This window comes from Pseudomonas sp. MIL9 (assembly GCF_016887925.1).
In the GTDB taxonomy this organism is placed as follows: domain Bacteria; phylum Pseudomonadota; class Gammaproteobacteria; order Pseudomonadales; family Pseudomonadaceae; genus Aquipseudomonas; species Aquipseudomonas mohnii.
Map to the genome: position 1 here is coordinate 179,918 of NZ_JAFEHE010000004.1, position 14,407 is coordinate 194,324.

A 14,407-nucleotide genomic window follows, 5' to 3' on the forward strand; every position below is an offset into this window, starting at 1 on the left:
TCAGTCTCCCAACGGCAAGTGATCATCGCCGCCGCGGTCATCGTCCAGGGCGAGTTTGAACCGCCGCAGACGTTCTTGATCGTGGACTTTCATCGCGCCTGCCACGGGCGGGACCTCAGTCGTGCTGCACGCGCGCCCGCTTGAGCAGCTTCTTGCAGCGTTCGGACAAGTGCAGCACCCGCAGGTGCTTCCCAGCCTTTTCATAGCGCTCGCGCAATGTCTTGAGCGCGGCGATGGCCGAGTAATCGACGAAGCTCAGGTGGCGACAATCGATGGTCACCACGGACGGGTCGTTGGCAGGATCGAACTGGTTGAGAAAGGGTGTGGTCGAGGCGAAGAACAGCGTGCCATGCAGCAGGTACAGCTTGCTGCCGTCGGCTTCGACGTGAGTGTCGGCATACAGCTCGCGAGCCTGCTGCCAGGCGAAATTGAGCGCCGCGATGATGATGCCGCACAGCACGGCCGTCGCCAGATCGGTGAACACCGTGATCACCGTCACCGCGATGATCACCAGCACGTCATTGAGCGGCACCTTGTTCAGCACCCGCAGCGAGGCCCAGGCAAAGGTCTGCTGCGACACCACGAACATCACCCCGACCAGGGCCGCCAACGGAATGCGCTCGATCAGCGGCGACAGAAACAGAATGAACAGCAAAATTGCCACCCCGGCGACCACACCGGACAAGCGACCCCGACCACCGGAACTGAGGTTGATCACGGTCTGGCCGATCATCGCGCAGCCACCCATGCCGCCAAACAGACCGGACACCACATTGGCCGCGCCCAATGCCACGCACTCGCGATCGGGGTAGCCACGGCTCTCGGTGATTTCATCGGTGAGGTTCAGGGTCAGCAGGGTTTCCAGCAAACCGACCAGTGCCATCAGGATCGCGTAGGGCGCGATGATGCGCAGGGTTTCCAGGTTCCAGGGAAGGTCCGGCAGGGCAAACGTCGGCAGGCCGCCGGCGATGTGCGCCATGTCGCCCAGGGTACGGGTCGGCAGTCCGAGCAGGTAAACCGCCAGGCCAACGCCCAGAATCGCCACCAAGGCTGGCGGGACCGTGCGGGTCAGGCGCGGCAGCACATAGACAATCGCCATCGTCACCGCGACCAGGCCGATCATCATGTACAGCGGCGCACCGCTCAACCAGGCCTCACCGCTTTTGAAGTGCTCCAGTTGCGCCAGGGCAATGATGATCGCCAGGCCGTTGACGAAGCCGAGCATCACCGGGTGCGGCACCATCCGCACCAGTTTGCCCAGCCGCAGCAGCCCGAACGCCAGCATGACCAGGCCGCCGAGTAACACCGTGGCCAGCAAGTACTGCACGCCGTGCTGCACTACCAGCGCGACAATCACCACCGCCATCGAACCCGCGGCCCCGGAGACCATGCCCGGCCGACCACCGAACAGCGCGGTCAGGGTGCATATGATGAACGCGCCATACAGCCCCATCAGCGGATTGAGGTGGGCCACCAGCGCGAAGGCGATGCATTCGGGCAGCAAGGCGAAAGACGTGGTGAGGCCGGCCAGGGCATCGGCGCGTAGATGTTTTGGTTTCATGGGGACCGCATGCAGGGAGTCGCAAGAAAGAGTTTGCGGATGTTACGGAATCGAGGGCGGCCCGGCCAGTTTATGCGGTTTCGAAAACGCTCTCGCGAGCAGGCTCGCTCCCACAGTGAACCGCGTTCTCCATACCGGCGCGGTCTAATGTGGGAGCGAGCCTGCTCGCGATGAACGATGACGCGGTCTAATAAAGACTTCACACCATCTCGTTAAGAATCCACTCAACCACCGACGTGCGCTTCGGCACCCAGCCCAGCAACGCCCGCGCATGCTTGCCGCGAACCCGGCTGTTGGAGCCCAGGCCATAGTTGGCCATTTCATAACCCCATTCGGCTTCGGCGTCTTTCAGTGGCCAGTCTTGCGGCTTGCCCAGTTTCAACACCTCGGCCATCGCCGTGGTCATGTCGATGAACGACGCTTCGCCGCTTTCGACAAAGTAGAACGTGCCGGGGACGTTTTTGCTCAGCGCCAGCAGGTACAGGGCCACCACGTCTTCGATGTGCACGTTGGACCAGATGTTCTGGCCGGTCCCGACGTGACGCACCACGCCACTTTTACGCGCCTGTTTCAGCAAACGCGGCAACTGCACGCTGTCGCGATGGACGCCCAGGCTGTGGCCGTAGATCAGGGTGTTGCAGATGACCGCCGAATTCACGCCGTCCCTGGCCGCCGCCAGGATCAGGTTGTCGATGGCCACCCGTGCAGCCTTGTCGACGGTCGGTTCCGGCAGGTTGTCTTCGTAGTAGATGACATCGCTGGACTTGCCGCCCGACGCATCGCCGACGATGCTCGAACCGCTGGTGTGCAGGAACACCTTGTTGGAACCGCGCAGGGCGTCGAGCAGGGCTTGCACCGCACCGCGATGGTCACTGCTGGCGGCGTTGATCACGGCGTCGGCGGCGCGGGCCTGATCGGCCAATAGTGCGCTGTCGTCAAGAGTGCCGATGACCGGGGTGATGCCCAGCGCTGTCAGTTCATCCGCTTGTTCGGCGCTGCGCACCAGACCGGTGACCCGATGACCCGCGCGGATCAGGCCCGTGGCGATCGAGCCGCCGATGAAGCCGGCGGCGCCGGTGACGAATACATTCATGGAGGAACTCCCTGCGTTGATAAGTGATGCAGCGAGTATCAAGCAGCGATCCCTGACGAAAAATCCTTGCTGGCCCAAATCACTCTTGCGCAGAAGTCACGAATCAGTCGTTGAAATCGTCGGTGGCGTACAGCGCCAATTTGCTCTGGATGAAATCCAGGAAACATTGAATTCGCAGGGCCAGTTGCGAGTTGCGGTAATACACCGCGTTGATCGGCTGGCGATAACCACTGTTGAACTCGGCCAGCAAGACTTTCAAGCGTCCGGCGCGGATGTCGTCGATGGTCATGTAATGCGACAGGCTGGCGATGCCCTGCCCCTCCAGCGCCAGATGACGAATGGTTTCGCCGCTGGAGGCACTGAGCGAGGCCTGGATCGGCCAGCGGTCACCGTGCACGTAGCGCAGCGGCCATTGGTTGAGGCCTTCGTTCTGGGTGAATCCCAACAAGGTGTGGGCGGTAAGGTCGGCCACGGCGGTGGGGGTGCCGTGCTTTTCCAGGTACGCCGGACTGGCGACGATGTGCAGCGGACTGCAGCCCAGGGAGCGGGCATGCAGGGTCGAGTCGGCCAGGGTGCCGATGCGGATGGCGATGTCGGTGCTCTGTTCGAGCAGATCGATGATCAGGTCGTTGCTGTTGAGTTCCAGTTGAATGTCCGGATAGAGCCGGCGGAACTCATCGATGTAGGGCACGATCGCGTGCAGCATGAACGGCGATGCGGCGTTGATGCGCAAACGCCCGGACGGTGTTTGCTGGCGCGAGGACAGGCGCTCTTCGAGTTCGTCCATCTGATCGAGAATCAGCTTGGCCTGTTCGAAGAAGTACTTGCCCTCCTCGGTCAGGTCCATGCGCCGCGTCGTGCGGTTGATCAACGTGGTATCGAGCTTGGCCTCCAGCCGCGACAGCGTGCGGCTGACCGCCGAAGGCGTTTGCCCGACCTGCTCGGCCGCCGCAGAAATCGACCCGCACTCAATCACGCAGACGAAAATCTGCAATTCATCGGATCTGGCTTTCACGTGTGTTCCTTATCGATAGTCCTGCACAGGTCTGCTGTGTGGGCAATCCATTGTCAGTGCCCACTCCAGCTATCGATAGTAGCGGAGCCTCAAGCCTTAAGGCCAAACACCTCAATCAGATGCAGCTCGTAGCGCGCCACATCGGCTTCGATGTTCGGGCGTTTCATCACGTCAACGCAGAGGAATGTCGGCAACCCGGTCATGCCGAGGAATTCGTTGGCCTTGTGGAACGGAAAGTACACCGCGTCCACGCCTTTGCCTTCGAAGAAGTCGGTCGGGTCGTCAAAGGCTTGCTGCGGTGCGTTCCAGGTCAGGGACAGCATGTACTGTTTGCCCTGGATCAAGCCGCCGCTGCCGTACTTCTGCGATGCGTCGGAACGGGTACGACCGTCGCTGGCGTAGAGGCTGCCATGGCCTTCGGTGAACACTTCATCGATGTACTTCTTCACGGTCCACGGCGCGCCCATCCACCAGCCGGGCATCTGGTAAATGATCACGTCGGCCCAGAGGAACTTGGCGACTTCTTCCGCGATGTCGTAGCCCTCGTCGATGAACGTGGTTTTGATATCCACGCCGCCACGGTCCAGCACGCTCAACGCGGTTTCGTGGAGGGTGGTGTTGTAGCGGCCATCGGAATGGGCGAATTTTTTGCCGCCATTGAGCAACAGGACTTTTTTCATGAGGGATCTCGGAAAGGGTCAGAAATGGATGGCGGCAGCGTACCGATTCGCCTCGCGCGGAATAAGCGCCTTCATCGCAAAATTCATTTGACCCACAAGCACGAATCGATGGGTGATTGTTGACTTAGACTGGCACCCATTCTGACTTGAGGAGCATTTTCGATGAGTGAACTGCAAGGCTTCATCCTGCACGCCAAGACCCGCCCGGAAAAATCCGACGCCTTCGAAGCGTTTTTCAGCGGCTATGTAGAAGCCAGTCGTGCCGAACCCGGCTGCATCGAGTACCACATGCTGCGCGACAAACAGGACCCGACCCTGTTCATCTTCTACGAGATCTGGCAGTCCCAGGCCCACCTCGACGTGCACTCTAATCTGCCGCACATGAAACAGTTCCTCGATCAACGCGACGAATACCTGGAGCGGGATTTCGAGATCCGCGCCATCGACATGATCAGCCCGTCGTCCGCTAGCCGCTGATCAACAAGTGGCCGCCGAGCACGCCGAGGCCGATGAAGAACACGCGTTTGAACAACACGGTGCTGATCCGCTGGCGCAGCGATTGCCCCAGCCACATGCCGAGCACTGCCGGGATCAGCGCCAGCAGGGACGCGCTCAACTCGCCGCCACCGAGCGCGCCACGCCATAACAAGCCACCCGCCAGGGCCAGTGTCGACACGGTAAACGACAGGCCCAGCGCCTGTACCAGTTCATCCTTGCTCAAGCCCAGTGCTTGCAGATACGGCACCGCCGGGATCACGAACACGCCGGTGGCCGAAGTGATGACGCCTGTCAGTCCACCGCACAGCGGACCGAGCCAGGGTTCGCTGCGGGCACCTGCACGCAAGGTCGGCAGAAACAACCCGCTCAACGCATAGAGCAACAGCGCCGCCCCCAATCCCCGTACCACCCAGTGCCCGCCCGCCATGCCGATCCACAACGTGCCGGCCCCGGTGCCGACGAAAATCGCCAGCAGCATCGGCCAGAGTCGTTTGATCAAACCGCGCAAATGTCCGCCGAATGCCAATTGCCAGACGTTGGTCAGTGTCGCGGGAATGATCAACAACGCAGCAGCCTGTGACGGGGCCATAGCCAGACCGAGCAAGCCCATGGCGATGGTCGGCAGACCGAGACCGATCACACCCTTGATCGTGCCGGCCAGCAGAAAAGTCACCATGACCAGCAAGGAAAGGGCAAAACCGAGATTTTGGTAGAACGTGGCGAGTGTATTCATGGGGCCATGATGATCCCGCCGTGGTCGCTTGAAAATCTGCCATATACTGAGGCTGCCTCTCTTAAAACAAGAGGCTGAGGAACGAGGCGCGGCGACTGACGCCATCGCGAGCAGGCTCGCTCCCACAGTGGACCTGTGAACGACACCAATCCCCTGTGGGAGCGGGCCTGCCCGCGATGGTCGTTAACGATAACGCGTGTTTACTGGCTAAACGCGGCGCTCTTAAGTCCATCGCGAGCAGGCTCGCTCCTACATGAGACTTGTGAACGACACCAATCCCCTGTGGGAGCGGGCCTGCCCGCGAAGGGGCCAGCCCCGACATCACACATCCAGAGCCTTAAGATGCACTTCGACCTGACCGACCTGCGCCTGTACCTGAATATCCTCGACAGCGGCAACATCACCGCCGGTGCCGCGCGCAGTCACCTGTCCCTGGCGGCGGCGAGCGCACGAATCCGTGCCATGGAAGCATCGATCGGCATTGATTTTCTCGAGCGTGGCCGGCGTGGCGTCACTCCCACGCCGGCGGGAAAAGCGCTGGCGCAGCACGCCCGGCTCTTGCTGCAACACGCCGAACGCATGCAGCAGGACCTCGCCGAATACGCCAATGGCGTCAAAGGTCAGGTGCGGCTGTTGTGCAACACCACGGCGCTCACCGAGTACCTGCCGGAACTGCTCGCGGACTTTCTGCGCGAACATCCCAACCTGGACATCGACCTGCAGGAACTGCCCAGCGCCCGCATCACCCATGCCTTGCGTCAAGGCGCGGCCGACCTCGGTATCGTCTCCGACGCCGTGGACACCGAGAACCTGCAGACCCTGCCGTTTCGTGACGATCCCCTGGGGTTGATCGTGCCCCGTCATCACCCTCTGGCCGACACCCGGTCGATAGCCTTCAGCGAAACGCTGCACCACGATTACGTTGGATTGAACGCCAACAGCGCGTTGGCGACGTACCTCGAAGAACAAGCGCTGCATCTCGGCGCGCGCTTGCAGATCCGCATCCGCGCGGATGGTTTCGATGGCGTGATGCGCATGGTCGCTCGCGGTGCGGGACTGGCGATTGTGCCGTTGGCGGCGGTCGAACGCTGGCCGGGGGAAGCCCCTTTCAACTGCATCGCCCTGCAGGAACCCTGGGCCCGACGCACGCTCCAGCTCTGCGCCAGGGATTTCGCGACACTGCCCGGTTATGCCAGGGCCTTGCTGCATGCCTTGACTCTCCCCTGAGGGGCAGACTTTACCCTTGGGGCTTTCAACTTCAAGGACAGCGACAATGGGCAAACGAATGCTGGTGATTCTGGGTCATCCGTCGAGCAACAGTTTTTGCGGGGCCATCGCCGAGCGCTACACACAATCGGCGTTGCATGCCGGGCATGAGGTGCGCCAGCTGTTTCTCGGGAAACTGGACTTCGACCCCATCCTGCACGAAGGCTATCAACAGGTTCAGCCACTGGAACCGGACTTGCGCCAGGCGCAGGCGGACATTTTGTGGGCCGAGCATCTGACACTGGTCTATCCGATCTGGTGGGGCGGGATTCCAGCCTTGCTCAAGGGCTTTTTCGATCGCGTGTTGCTGTCCGGTTTCGCCTTCAAGTACCGCGAAGGCAAAGCCTTTCCCGACAAACTGCTGCACGGTCGCAGCGCCCATTTGCTGGTAACCATGGATACGCCACCCTGGTACTACCGCTGGATCTATCGCATGCCGGGGCTGCACGAGGTCCGCAAGACCACACTGGAGTTTTGCGGTATCAAGCCCACCAAAACCCTCACTTTCGGGCCGATTCTCGGGGCCAACGCAGCGCAACGGCAGGCCTGGCTCGAACAGGTGCATGCTATCGCCGCTCATTGAATGTCCCGGATAATGCGCAGGGCCTAAAGGCGCATTGTTCGGGACATTTAAAAAGGGACTTTCATGTACATCGGTCAAGCCGCGCGACTCTCGGGAAGCACCGTCAAAAGCATCCGCCACTATGAAGCCATCGGCTTGTTGCCCCCCGCGCAACGCCAGGGAAAGTACCGCACTTACTCGCAGCAACACGTCGAGTTGCTGATGTTCATCAAGTGCGCCCAACAGTTGGGCTTCAGGCTCAAGGAAATGCAGGCGATGTTCGAACAGCACCGGGGCGAGGCCTTTCCATGGGCACTTGCGCGAGTCGCCATCGCCGACAAAAAACGCGAGCTGACGGACAACATCGATGCCCTCCAACAACGCCACCGGGCGCTGGAGGACTTAGAGGCGAGCTTGCAGAATGCTCAGGAACAGTGCCGGCTCGACAGTCTTTGATAATCATCGGCCGGCATCAGGGTTTCGAAAGACTTACCTGGCCGGACACTGACCGCTGCGTTTCTGGATACCTCGATGTCGAGCACAGACAACTGACGCACAACCAAGCCCTATAGGGTGCGACTTCAGTTCTCCCCAACGCTCGGAGTCATCATGTCCGCACCGATTACTGTTCTTCGCGACACTCACCCGCTGCCGGTGCTCGACGCCTGCAAATGGGAAAAACTCGAAGGCGATCCGCATACCGTCAACCTCAATGCCTACACCAGCGAAGACGGCAGCAAGATCATGGGCACCTGGATCTGCACGCCGGGCAAGTGGTACGTGGAATACGTGAAGTGGGAGTACTGCCACTTCCAGGAAGGCTACTGCATCATCACCCCGGAAGGCATGGCGCCGATCCACCTGCGCGCCGGTGACATTTTCGTCATCGAGCCAAGCATGAAAGGCACGTGGGAAGTGGTGGAGACCGTGCGCAAGTATTTCGTGTTTGCCTGATACAAAAAAACCGGGAGATCACCCGACGTGATCTCCCGGTAAATGTCGATAGGTAGATGCTGCCCCTGTGGGAGCGAGCCTGCTCGCGATGTCGGACTCACATTCAACATTTTCGTCGACTGTCACACCGCTATCGCGAGCAGGCTCGCTCCCACGGGTTTTCCGAGCAATTATTGCGGTTTGCGATAGCTGTTGATGATCGCCGAGAAGTCGTTCCCGCCTTCCCCACGCAAACTCATCGCCTGATACAACTGCTGGGCCACCGCGCCGAGCACCACCGGTTGGTGTGCCTGACGCGCCGCTTCGGTGGCCAGCCCCAGATCCTTGAGCATCAGTTCGGCACCGAAACCGCCGGTATAGCCGCGTGACGCCGGCGCCGTTTCGACGATGCCCGGCCATGGGTTGTACATCTCCGAACTCCAGCAACGCCCGGTGGAGCTGTTGATGATGCCCGCCAGCACCTTGGTGTCGATGCCCAGGGCATCGCCCAGAGCCATGGCTTCGCTGACGCCGACCATGGAAATCCCCAGCAGCAGGTTGTTGCAGATTTTAGCGATTTGCCCGGTGCCGACCTCACCGCAATGGACGATGTTGCGGCCCATTTGTGCGAGTACCGGTTGCAGGGTGGCGAACAGTTCCGGGGTGGCGCCGACCATGAACGTCAGCGTCCCGGCGGCGGCGCCACCCGTACCACCGGACACCGGTGCATCGGCCATGGCCACGCCCTGTTTGGCGGCAGCGGCGGCCACGTCACGCGCGGTCTGCGGGTCGATGGTGCTGCAATCCACCGCCGGTACGCCCTTGCCGATACCGGCCAGAACGCCGTCTTCACCCAGCCAGACGCTGCGCACATGCACGGCCGCCGGCAGCATGGTGATCACCAGCTCGGCACCGTCCGCCGCTTCCCGCGCCGAGGCGCTGATGCTGCCGCCCAACTGCTCAAGTTCCGCCAGCACGGCTTTGTTCAGGTCGACCAGGCGCAGGGCATGGCCGGCCTTGATCAGGTTGCGCGCCATCGGCGCGCCCATGTTGCCCAGACCGATAAAAGCGATTTTCATGTCCGGCTCCTTAACGCAAGTTGATGGTGGTGTTCACACCGTCGTTGACGCTGTCGTCATCGAACCAGCGACTGGTGACCGTCTTGGTCTGAGTGTAGAACTGCACCACTTGCTTGCCGTACGGACCGAGGTCGCCGAGTTTGGAACCACGGGAGCCGGTGAAGCTGAAGAACGGTACCGGCACGGGGATCGGGATGTTGATACCGACCTGGCCGACGTCGATTTCGCTCTGGAATTTGCGCGCCGCCGCACCGCTCTGGGTGAACAGGCCGGTGCCGTTGCCGAACGGGTTGGCGTTGACCAGGGCGATGGCCTCGTCCAGGGTATTGACCTCCAGCACCACCAGCACCGGGCCGAAGATTTCCTGGGTGTAGATCTGCATGTCGGTGGTCACGCCGGAGAACAGCGTCGGGCCGACAAAGTTGCCCTGTTCGAAACCGGGAACCGTGATATCGCGACCGTCCAGCTCCAGTTTCGCGCCTTCCTTGATGCCGCTTTCGATCAGGTCGAGAATCCGCGCCTTGGCCTTTTTCGAGATCACCGGCCCTACGTCGGTGCCCGGCTCACTGCCCGCGTTGACCTTGAGCTTTTGCGCCAGCGCCTTGAGGTCAGGCAGCCACTGCCTGGCCGCGCCCACCAGCACCACCACCGAGGTGGCCATGCAACGTTGACCGGCCGCGCCGAAACCGGCACCGACCAGCGCATTCAGCGCTTGTTCGCGATTGGCATCCGGCAGCACCACGGCGTGGTTCTTGGCGCCCATCATCGACTGCACGCGCTTGCCGTGCTTGCCGGCCAGGTCGTAGACGTGAGTCCCGACGGCGGTCGAGCCGACGAACGAAACCGCCTTGATGTCCTTGTGGGTGCAGAGCGCATCCACCACGTCCTTGCCACCGTGCACGACGTTGAGCACGCCCGCCGGAACGCCGGCTTCGATCGCCAGTTCCACCAGCAGCATGGTCGACAGCGGGTCCTGCTCGGACGGCTTGAGCACGAAGGTGTTGCCGCAGGCGATGGCCATCGGGAACATCCACAGTGGAATCATTGCCGGGAAGTTGAACGGAGTGATGCCGGCGCAGACACCGATCGGTTGACGCAGGGTGTAGGTGTCGACACCGCCCGCCACGTTTTCAGCGAACTCGCCCATTTGCAGGGTGCCAATGGAGCAGGCGTGTTCGACCACTTCCAGGCCACGGAAAATGTCGCCCTCGGCGTCGGCGATGGTTTTGCCTTGCTCGTTGCTGAGCACGACGGCGATGCGTTTGGAATGTTCGCGAATCAACGCCTGCAGCTTGAGCATGATGCGCATCCGCGCGCCGATGGGCGTCAGCTTCCAGGTCTGGAAGGCGCGATGGGCGGCGCTGATGGCGGCATCGACTTCTTCGGTGGTGGCAAACGGCACCTTGGCCAGCACTTGCTGGGTCGCCGGGTTGATGATGTCGTGCCATTCAGTGGTCTTGGACTCGACCCACTCGCCATCGATCAACAACTTGACCTTGTGCAGCGTGGTTTCGTTAGGCGTAAGCGAAGCGTTCATGTGGGTCTCCGGATGTTTGTTTTTATCTTGGGAGCCAAGGCGAAAAAGTCGCCTTGCGATGAGGCGTGTGTCGCGAATTGGTTGTGGGACTGTTTTTGGAGTATAGATGTGCAAACTTCTAATAAGAACGCACATAAAAGCCGGTCCATCATGCAAAAAAACATCACGTCCTTAGGCTCCCTGAACTGGGATGACCTCAAGTTTTTCCTCGAAGTCGCCCGGACCCGCAAGGCCAGCACCGCGGCCAAACGCCTGGCCGTCGACTACACCACCGTGTCGCGGCGCATCAGTTCGCTGGAAGCGTCATTGGGGACTTTGCTGTTCGAGAAGTCCCGGACCAGCGGCTTCGTCCTGACCGCCGAAGGCCAGCGATTGCTTGGTTACGCCGAGTCGATCGAAAGCACGTTGCACATGGCCTGCGAGCAGGTGTCCGGCTCCGGGGTGGCGTTGTCCGGGCATGTGCGTATGGGCTGCACCGAAGGGTTCGGCAGTTTTTTCATCACGCCTCAACTTAGCCATTTCGTCGACGCCTACCCGGCCATCTCGGTGGACATCCTGCCGCTGCCGCACTTCATCAGCCTGTCCAAACGCGAGGCGGACATCGTCATCGCCCTGGAGCGCCCGGAACACGGGCCCTACGTGTGCTGCAAACTGACGGACTATCGCCTGCAGCTGTATGCGACCCAGGAATACCTGGACAAGCACCCGGCAATCCGCCGCCCGGCCGACCTCAGTGAGCATTCATTCATCAGCTATGTCGACGACCTGGCGTTCAGTTCGGAGCTGCTGTACCTGGCCAACGTGCTACCCGGCGCCAGCGCCAATCTGCGCAGCACCAGCGTCATCGCGCAATTCGTGGCAGCGCAGCAGGGCCGGTCACTGGCGATCCTGCCGTGCTTCCTCGCCGCTCAAGACCCACGGCTGCTGCCGGTGCTGCCGGAGGAAATCAACATCACCCGGCAATTCTGGATGTACTGCCGCGAAGACCTGCGCAAGCTCAAGCGGATCACCCTGTTGTGGGATTACATCCGCGAAGTGACTGAACAGAATCAGCGGCTGTTGATGGGGGAAAGTCGGGCGATGTTGTTCGCCGATTAGTCGGCACTCACCACGATAGCGACGCGGCGGTTTTCCGCGCGGCCGTCCACCGTGTCGTTGGAGGCCACGGGCTGGCTGCTGCCAAGCCCACGCAGTTGGATGTTGTCCTGCTTCATACCGGTGGTGGCCAGCACCGTGGCGACGCTTTTTGCCCGGCGCAGGGCAAGCTGTTCGTTATAGGCTTCTTTGCCGGAAGCATCGGTATGACCATCGACTCTGACGCGCTCGATGCCGACACCCAGCAACGACTTGCCAATGCGCTCGACGATCGCGGTGCTCTGCGGGTTGAGGCTGTCGATATCACTGCCAAACAGCACTTTGCCGGACAGGCCGAACGCCCAGCCTTCATCGGTCAGCTTGAACCCTTGCTGCTTGAGCACGGCAATCTGCGCCGGGGTCAGACCTTTTTGCGGTACCGACTGGCAACCCGTCAGGGTCAGGATGGCCATTACCAGGGTGATCGTGAACAGTCGCAGGGAACGCTGAATGAGTGAGGACACGGGAAATTAGCTCCTGATTTGAACATCGGCGACAGGGTGCTCCGCCCCTGCCGTGTGTTGAGCGCCTCGGGCAATGCGCTTGGCTTGATACATCGCCGTGTCGGCCGCGTTGAGTAACGCGACCGGTGTAGCGCCATGATCGGGGTATACGGCAATGCCAATGCTCAGTGAGGTCAGCACTTGATGATCGCCCGGCAACGGGATGGGGACTTCCATGCTGGCCAGGATTTTGTCGGCAATGCGCTCGGCGTCTTCGATCTTGTGCAACGGTGTCAGCAGCACGGCAAACTCATCACCGCCCAAGCGTGCCACCAGATCCTCTTCCCGCAGTTGCATCCGTACCCGATTGGCCACGGCGACCAACACGGCGTCCCCTGCGGCATGACCGAAGTTGTCGTTGATTTCCTTGAACCGATCGCTGTCGAGAAACAACACCGCCGCCCGCTCGTTGAGTTTGTTGGCATTACGCAATGCCCGTATCAACCGCCCCTCAAAAAACGCCCGGTTCGGCAACCCCGTGAGGCTGTCGTGACTGGCCTGGTGGGCCAGGGTTTCGTTTTCACTTTGCAGGTGGGTTTGCCAGGATTCCAGCTCATCGAGCAGGGCATTGAAGTCGTTGCCCAGGTTATCGAGTTCGGCAATGGAAGCGGCGGGGACACGTTGGTCGAAGGCACGCTCGCTGCGCACGGCATGAGCCACCGAGGCCAGATTGCGAAGTGGACCAATGATCCCGCGAAGCTGTCGGCGTGCCAGAGAGAGCGCGACCCAGGTGCTGATCGCCGAACACAACACAATACCCATCAGGCCGCTGAGCAAAAAGCGCATCAGGTTGCCGCCATGGCCGGTCAGCAAAATGCTGCCGATCTCCCGATCCTGATGGATGATCGGCAGGTTGATGGGTTCTTCCAGAAAGGCCTTGGCCACCTGCATTTCGAGTCTGGAAAACAACCCGGTTTCCGGCCGCTGCCAGCGCGCCAGCAATTGACCACGTGCGTCCAGCACCTGGGCATCGGCCACTTCTTCGGTGGAGGCAATCAGCGCCAGCGCCTCGGTGGCGGCGGCCTTGTCGTTGAACACGACGGCGGCTTCCACGGTGTAATTGATCGAACGTGCGATCAGGTGCAGGTTGTGGTCGGCGTAGACGCGCAAGGCCAGTATGCCAAGCAGGGTCAACGAAACACTGGCCATCGCCACGCCCACCAGCGCGACAATCAAATGACCGCGGCCGAGGACGGAACGCAAGGCCGGGCGGCTGCCCGGTTTGAATAGACTCATGGCGCCACCGGCTTGCGGCGGGACAGTTGCAGCACGCTGGGGTGAATGCGTACGCCGCTACGGGCAACAGAATCGAGGTTGACTTCAAACGACACCTGATCGTCGCTGACCCGCAGGCAAAACAGACTGCCCACGGTGCATTGAGTGTCGCTTTCGCTGATGCTCAGTACGGGGCGGCCGGTCAGCGAGGCGAACAGTCGTCCGCGCTCTTCCTGGGTCAATTTGCCGATGTAGACCGCATCGCATTCACCGGCAATCGACGGATTGTCAGCCAGCAGCCGCTGCACCGTCACGGGCCTGCCGGTCGCCAGCGTCGTGCCCTTGACCAGATCGTCGGTGTATTCGGTGGGGCCGACAATGCACAGACGAAGTTGCGCAGGCTCAACCGGCCAACGGGCATAGCTGAGAATCCCGAGCACCACTTGCGTGACTGATTTGGCACGCTGGTCGGCCATGCCCGCCGGTGCCTGCGACTGGGCGAAAACCACGCCAGACATCACAAAGAGAAGACCGGCAAGCAGCGTTTGTTTGCAGCCAGCCACACGCCCCGCCGTCCTGACAGCCACCTTCATGCAGG

Annotated in this window: 16 protein-coding genes and 1 pseudogene; 6 read left to right on the forward strand and 11 right to left on the reverse strand. The window is 61.2% G+C overall.

Annotated features, from left to right (window positions below; all coding sequences use genetic code 11):
* The 5 genes and pseudogenes from JQF37_RS05320 to JQF37_RS05340 form a co-directional block, all read right to left on the reverse strand.
* Nucleotides 1-81 (reverse strand): annotated as a pseudogene (locus tag JQF37_RS05320) (MurR/RpiR family transcriptional regulator); the annotation flags it as partial.
* A gap of 34 nt (nt 82-115) precedes the next feature.
* Entirely contained in the window at nt 116-1,561 is a 1,446-nt protein-coding gene (locus JQF37_RS05325) for a SulP family inorganic anion transporter (protein WP_130211240.1), read from the reverse strand.
* 199 nt (nt 1,562-1,760) lie between these two features.
* Nucleotides 1,761-2,654 carry an NAD-dependent epimerase/dehydratase family protein gene (locus JQF37_RS05330; protein ID WP_130211239.1) on the reverse strand — a complete coding sequence of 298 codons (894 nt, stop codon included), beginning with the start codon at nt 2,652-2,654 and terminating at the stop codon, nt 1,761-1,763.
* 103 nt (nt 2,655-2,757) lie between these two features.
* Nucleotides 2,758-3,669 (reverse strand): LysR family transcriptional regulator, encoded by a 912-nt coding sequence (locus JQF37_RS05335; protein ID WP_130211238.1) that lies wholly within the window; start codon nt 3,667-3,669, stop codon nt 2,758-2,760.
* A gap of 89 nt (nt 3,670-3,758) precedes the next feature.
* A complete protein-coding gene (locus tag JQF37_RS05340; RefSeq protein WP_130211237.1) occupies nt 3,759-4,349 on the reverse strand; it encodes an NAD(P)H-dependent oxidoreductase in 591 nt (196 codons plus the stop codon).
* Between the two features lie 162 nt (nt 4,350-4,511).
* On the opposite strand from JQF37_RS05340, the gene JQF37_RS05345 reads away from it, so the two are divergent.
* Nucleotides 4,512-4,826: a putative quinol monooxygenase gene (locus tag JQF37_RS05345; RefSeq protein WP_047537197.1), complete on the forward strand. Its 315-nt coding sequence runs from the start codon at nt 4,512-4,514 to the stop codon at nt 4,824-4,826.
* On the opposite strand, the gene JQF37_RS05350 is transcribed toward JQF37_RS05345, so the two are convergent.
* Nucleotides 4,816-5,580: a sulfite exporter TauE/SafE family protein gene (locus JQF37_RS05350; RefSeq protein ID WP_130211236.1), complete on the reverse strand. Its 765-nt coding sequence runs from the start codon at nt 5,578-5,580 to the stop codon at nt 4,816-4,818. The genes JQF37_RS05345 and JQF37_RS05350 overlap by 11 nt on opposite strands.
* Nucleotides 5,581-5,922: 342 nt before the next feature.
* Here JQF37_RS05350 and JQF37_RS05355 point away from each other — a divergent pair, with 342 nt between their 5' ends.
* From JQF37_RS05355 to JQF37_RS05370, 4 genes are all read left to right on the forward strand, one after another.
* Nucleotides 5,923-6,807: a LysR substrate-binding domain-containing protein gene (locus tag JQF37_RS05355; protein ID WP_130211235.1), complete on the forward strand. Its 885-nt coding sequence runs from the start codon at nt 5,923-5,925 to the stop codon at nt 6,805-6,807.
* 46 nt (nt 6,808-6,853) lie between these two features.
* Nucleotides 6,854-7,429, forward strand: coding sequence for an NAD(P)H-dependent oxidoreductase (locus JQF37_RS05360; protein WP_130211234.1), 576 nt, complete (start codon nt 6,854-6,856; stop codon nt 7,427-7,429).
* A gap of 63 nt (nt 7,430-7,492) precedes the next feature.
* Nucleotides 7,493-7,864 (forward strand): MerR family transcriptional regulator, encoded by a 372-nt coding sequence (locus JQF37_RS05365; RefSeq protein WP_130211233.1) that lies wholly within the window; start codon nt 7,493-7,495, stop codon nt 7,862-7,864.
* A 153-nt stretch (nt 7,865-8,017) separates the two neighbouring features.
* Complete coding sequence (locus tag JQF37_RS05370; protein ID WP_130211232.1) at nt 8,018-8,362, forward strand: cupin domain-containing protein; 345 nt, start codon at nt 8,018-8,020, stop codon at nt 8,360-8,362.
* A gap of 170 nt (nt 8,363-8,532) precedes the next feature.
* Here the strand turns inward: JQF37_RS05370 and mmsB are convergent, their stop codons facing one another.
* Nucleotides 8,533-9,420: a 3-hydroxyisobutyrate dehydrogenase gene (gene mmsB / locus JQF37_RS05375; RefSeq protein WP_130211231.1), complete on the reverse strand. Its 888-nt coding sequence runs from the start codon at nt 9,418-9,420 to the stop codon at nt 8,533-8,535.
* Nucleotides 9,421-9,430: 10 nt separating this feature from the next.
* Nucleotides 9,431-10,957, reverse strand: coding sequence for a CoA-acylating methylmalonate-semialdehyde dehydrogenase (locus JQF37_RS05380; protein WP_130211230.1), 1,527 nt, complete (start codon nt 10,955-10,957; stop codon nt 9,431-9,433).
* A gap of 150 nt (nt 10,958-11,107) precedes the next feature.
* Here JQF37_RS05380 and JQF37_RS05385 point away from each other — a divergent pair, with 150 nt between their 5' ends.
* The gene (locus JQF37_RS05385; protein ID WP_130211229.1) at nt 11,108-12,055 is read left to right on the forward strand and encodes a LysR family transcriptional regulator; all 948 of its coding nucleotides are present in this window, start codon (nt 11,108-11,110) and stop codon (nt 12,053-12,055) included.
* Here JQF37_RS05385 and JQF37_RS05390 read toward each other — a convergent pair.
* Genes JQF37_RS05390 through JQF37_RS05400 form a run of 3 tightly spaced genes read right to left on the reverse strand, consistent with a single transcriptional unit; the run spans nt 12,052 to nt 14,402 of the window.
* Complete coding sequence (locus JQF37_RS05390) at nt 12,052-12,555, reverse strand: OmpA family protein (protein ID WP_223272733.1); 504 nt, start codon at nt 12,553-12,555, stop codon at nt 12,052-12,054. The genes JQF37_RS05385 and JQF37_RS05390 overlap by 4 nt on opposite strands.
* Nucleotides 12,556-12,561: 6 nt before the next feature.
* Nucleotides 12,562-13,830, reverse strand: a complete 1,269-nt coding sequence (locus JQF37_RS05395) for a diguanylate cyclase (protein ID WP_130211228.1) — start codon at nt 13,828-13,830, stop codon at nt 12,562-12,564.
* Entirely contained in the window at nt 13,827-14,402 is a 576-nt protein-coding gene (locus JQF37_RS05400) for a YfiR family protein (RefSeq protein ID WP_130211227.1), read from the reverse strand. The genes JQF37_RS05395 and JQF37_RS05400 overlap by 4 nt, the downstream gene beginning before the upstream one ends.
* Nucleotides 14,403-14,407 lie beyond the last annotated feature (5 nt).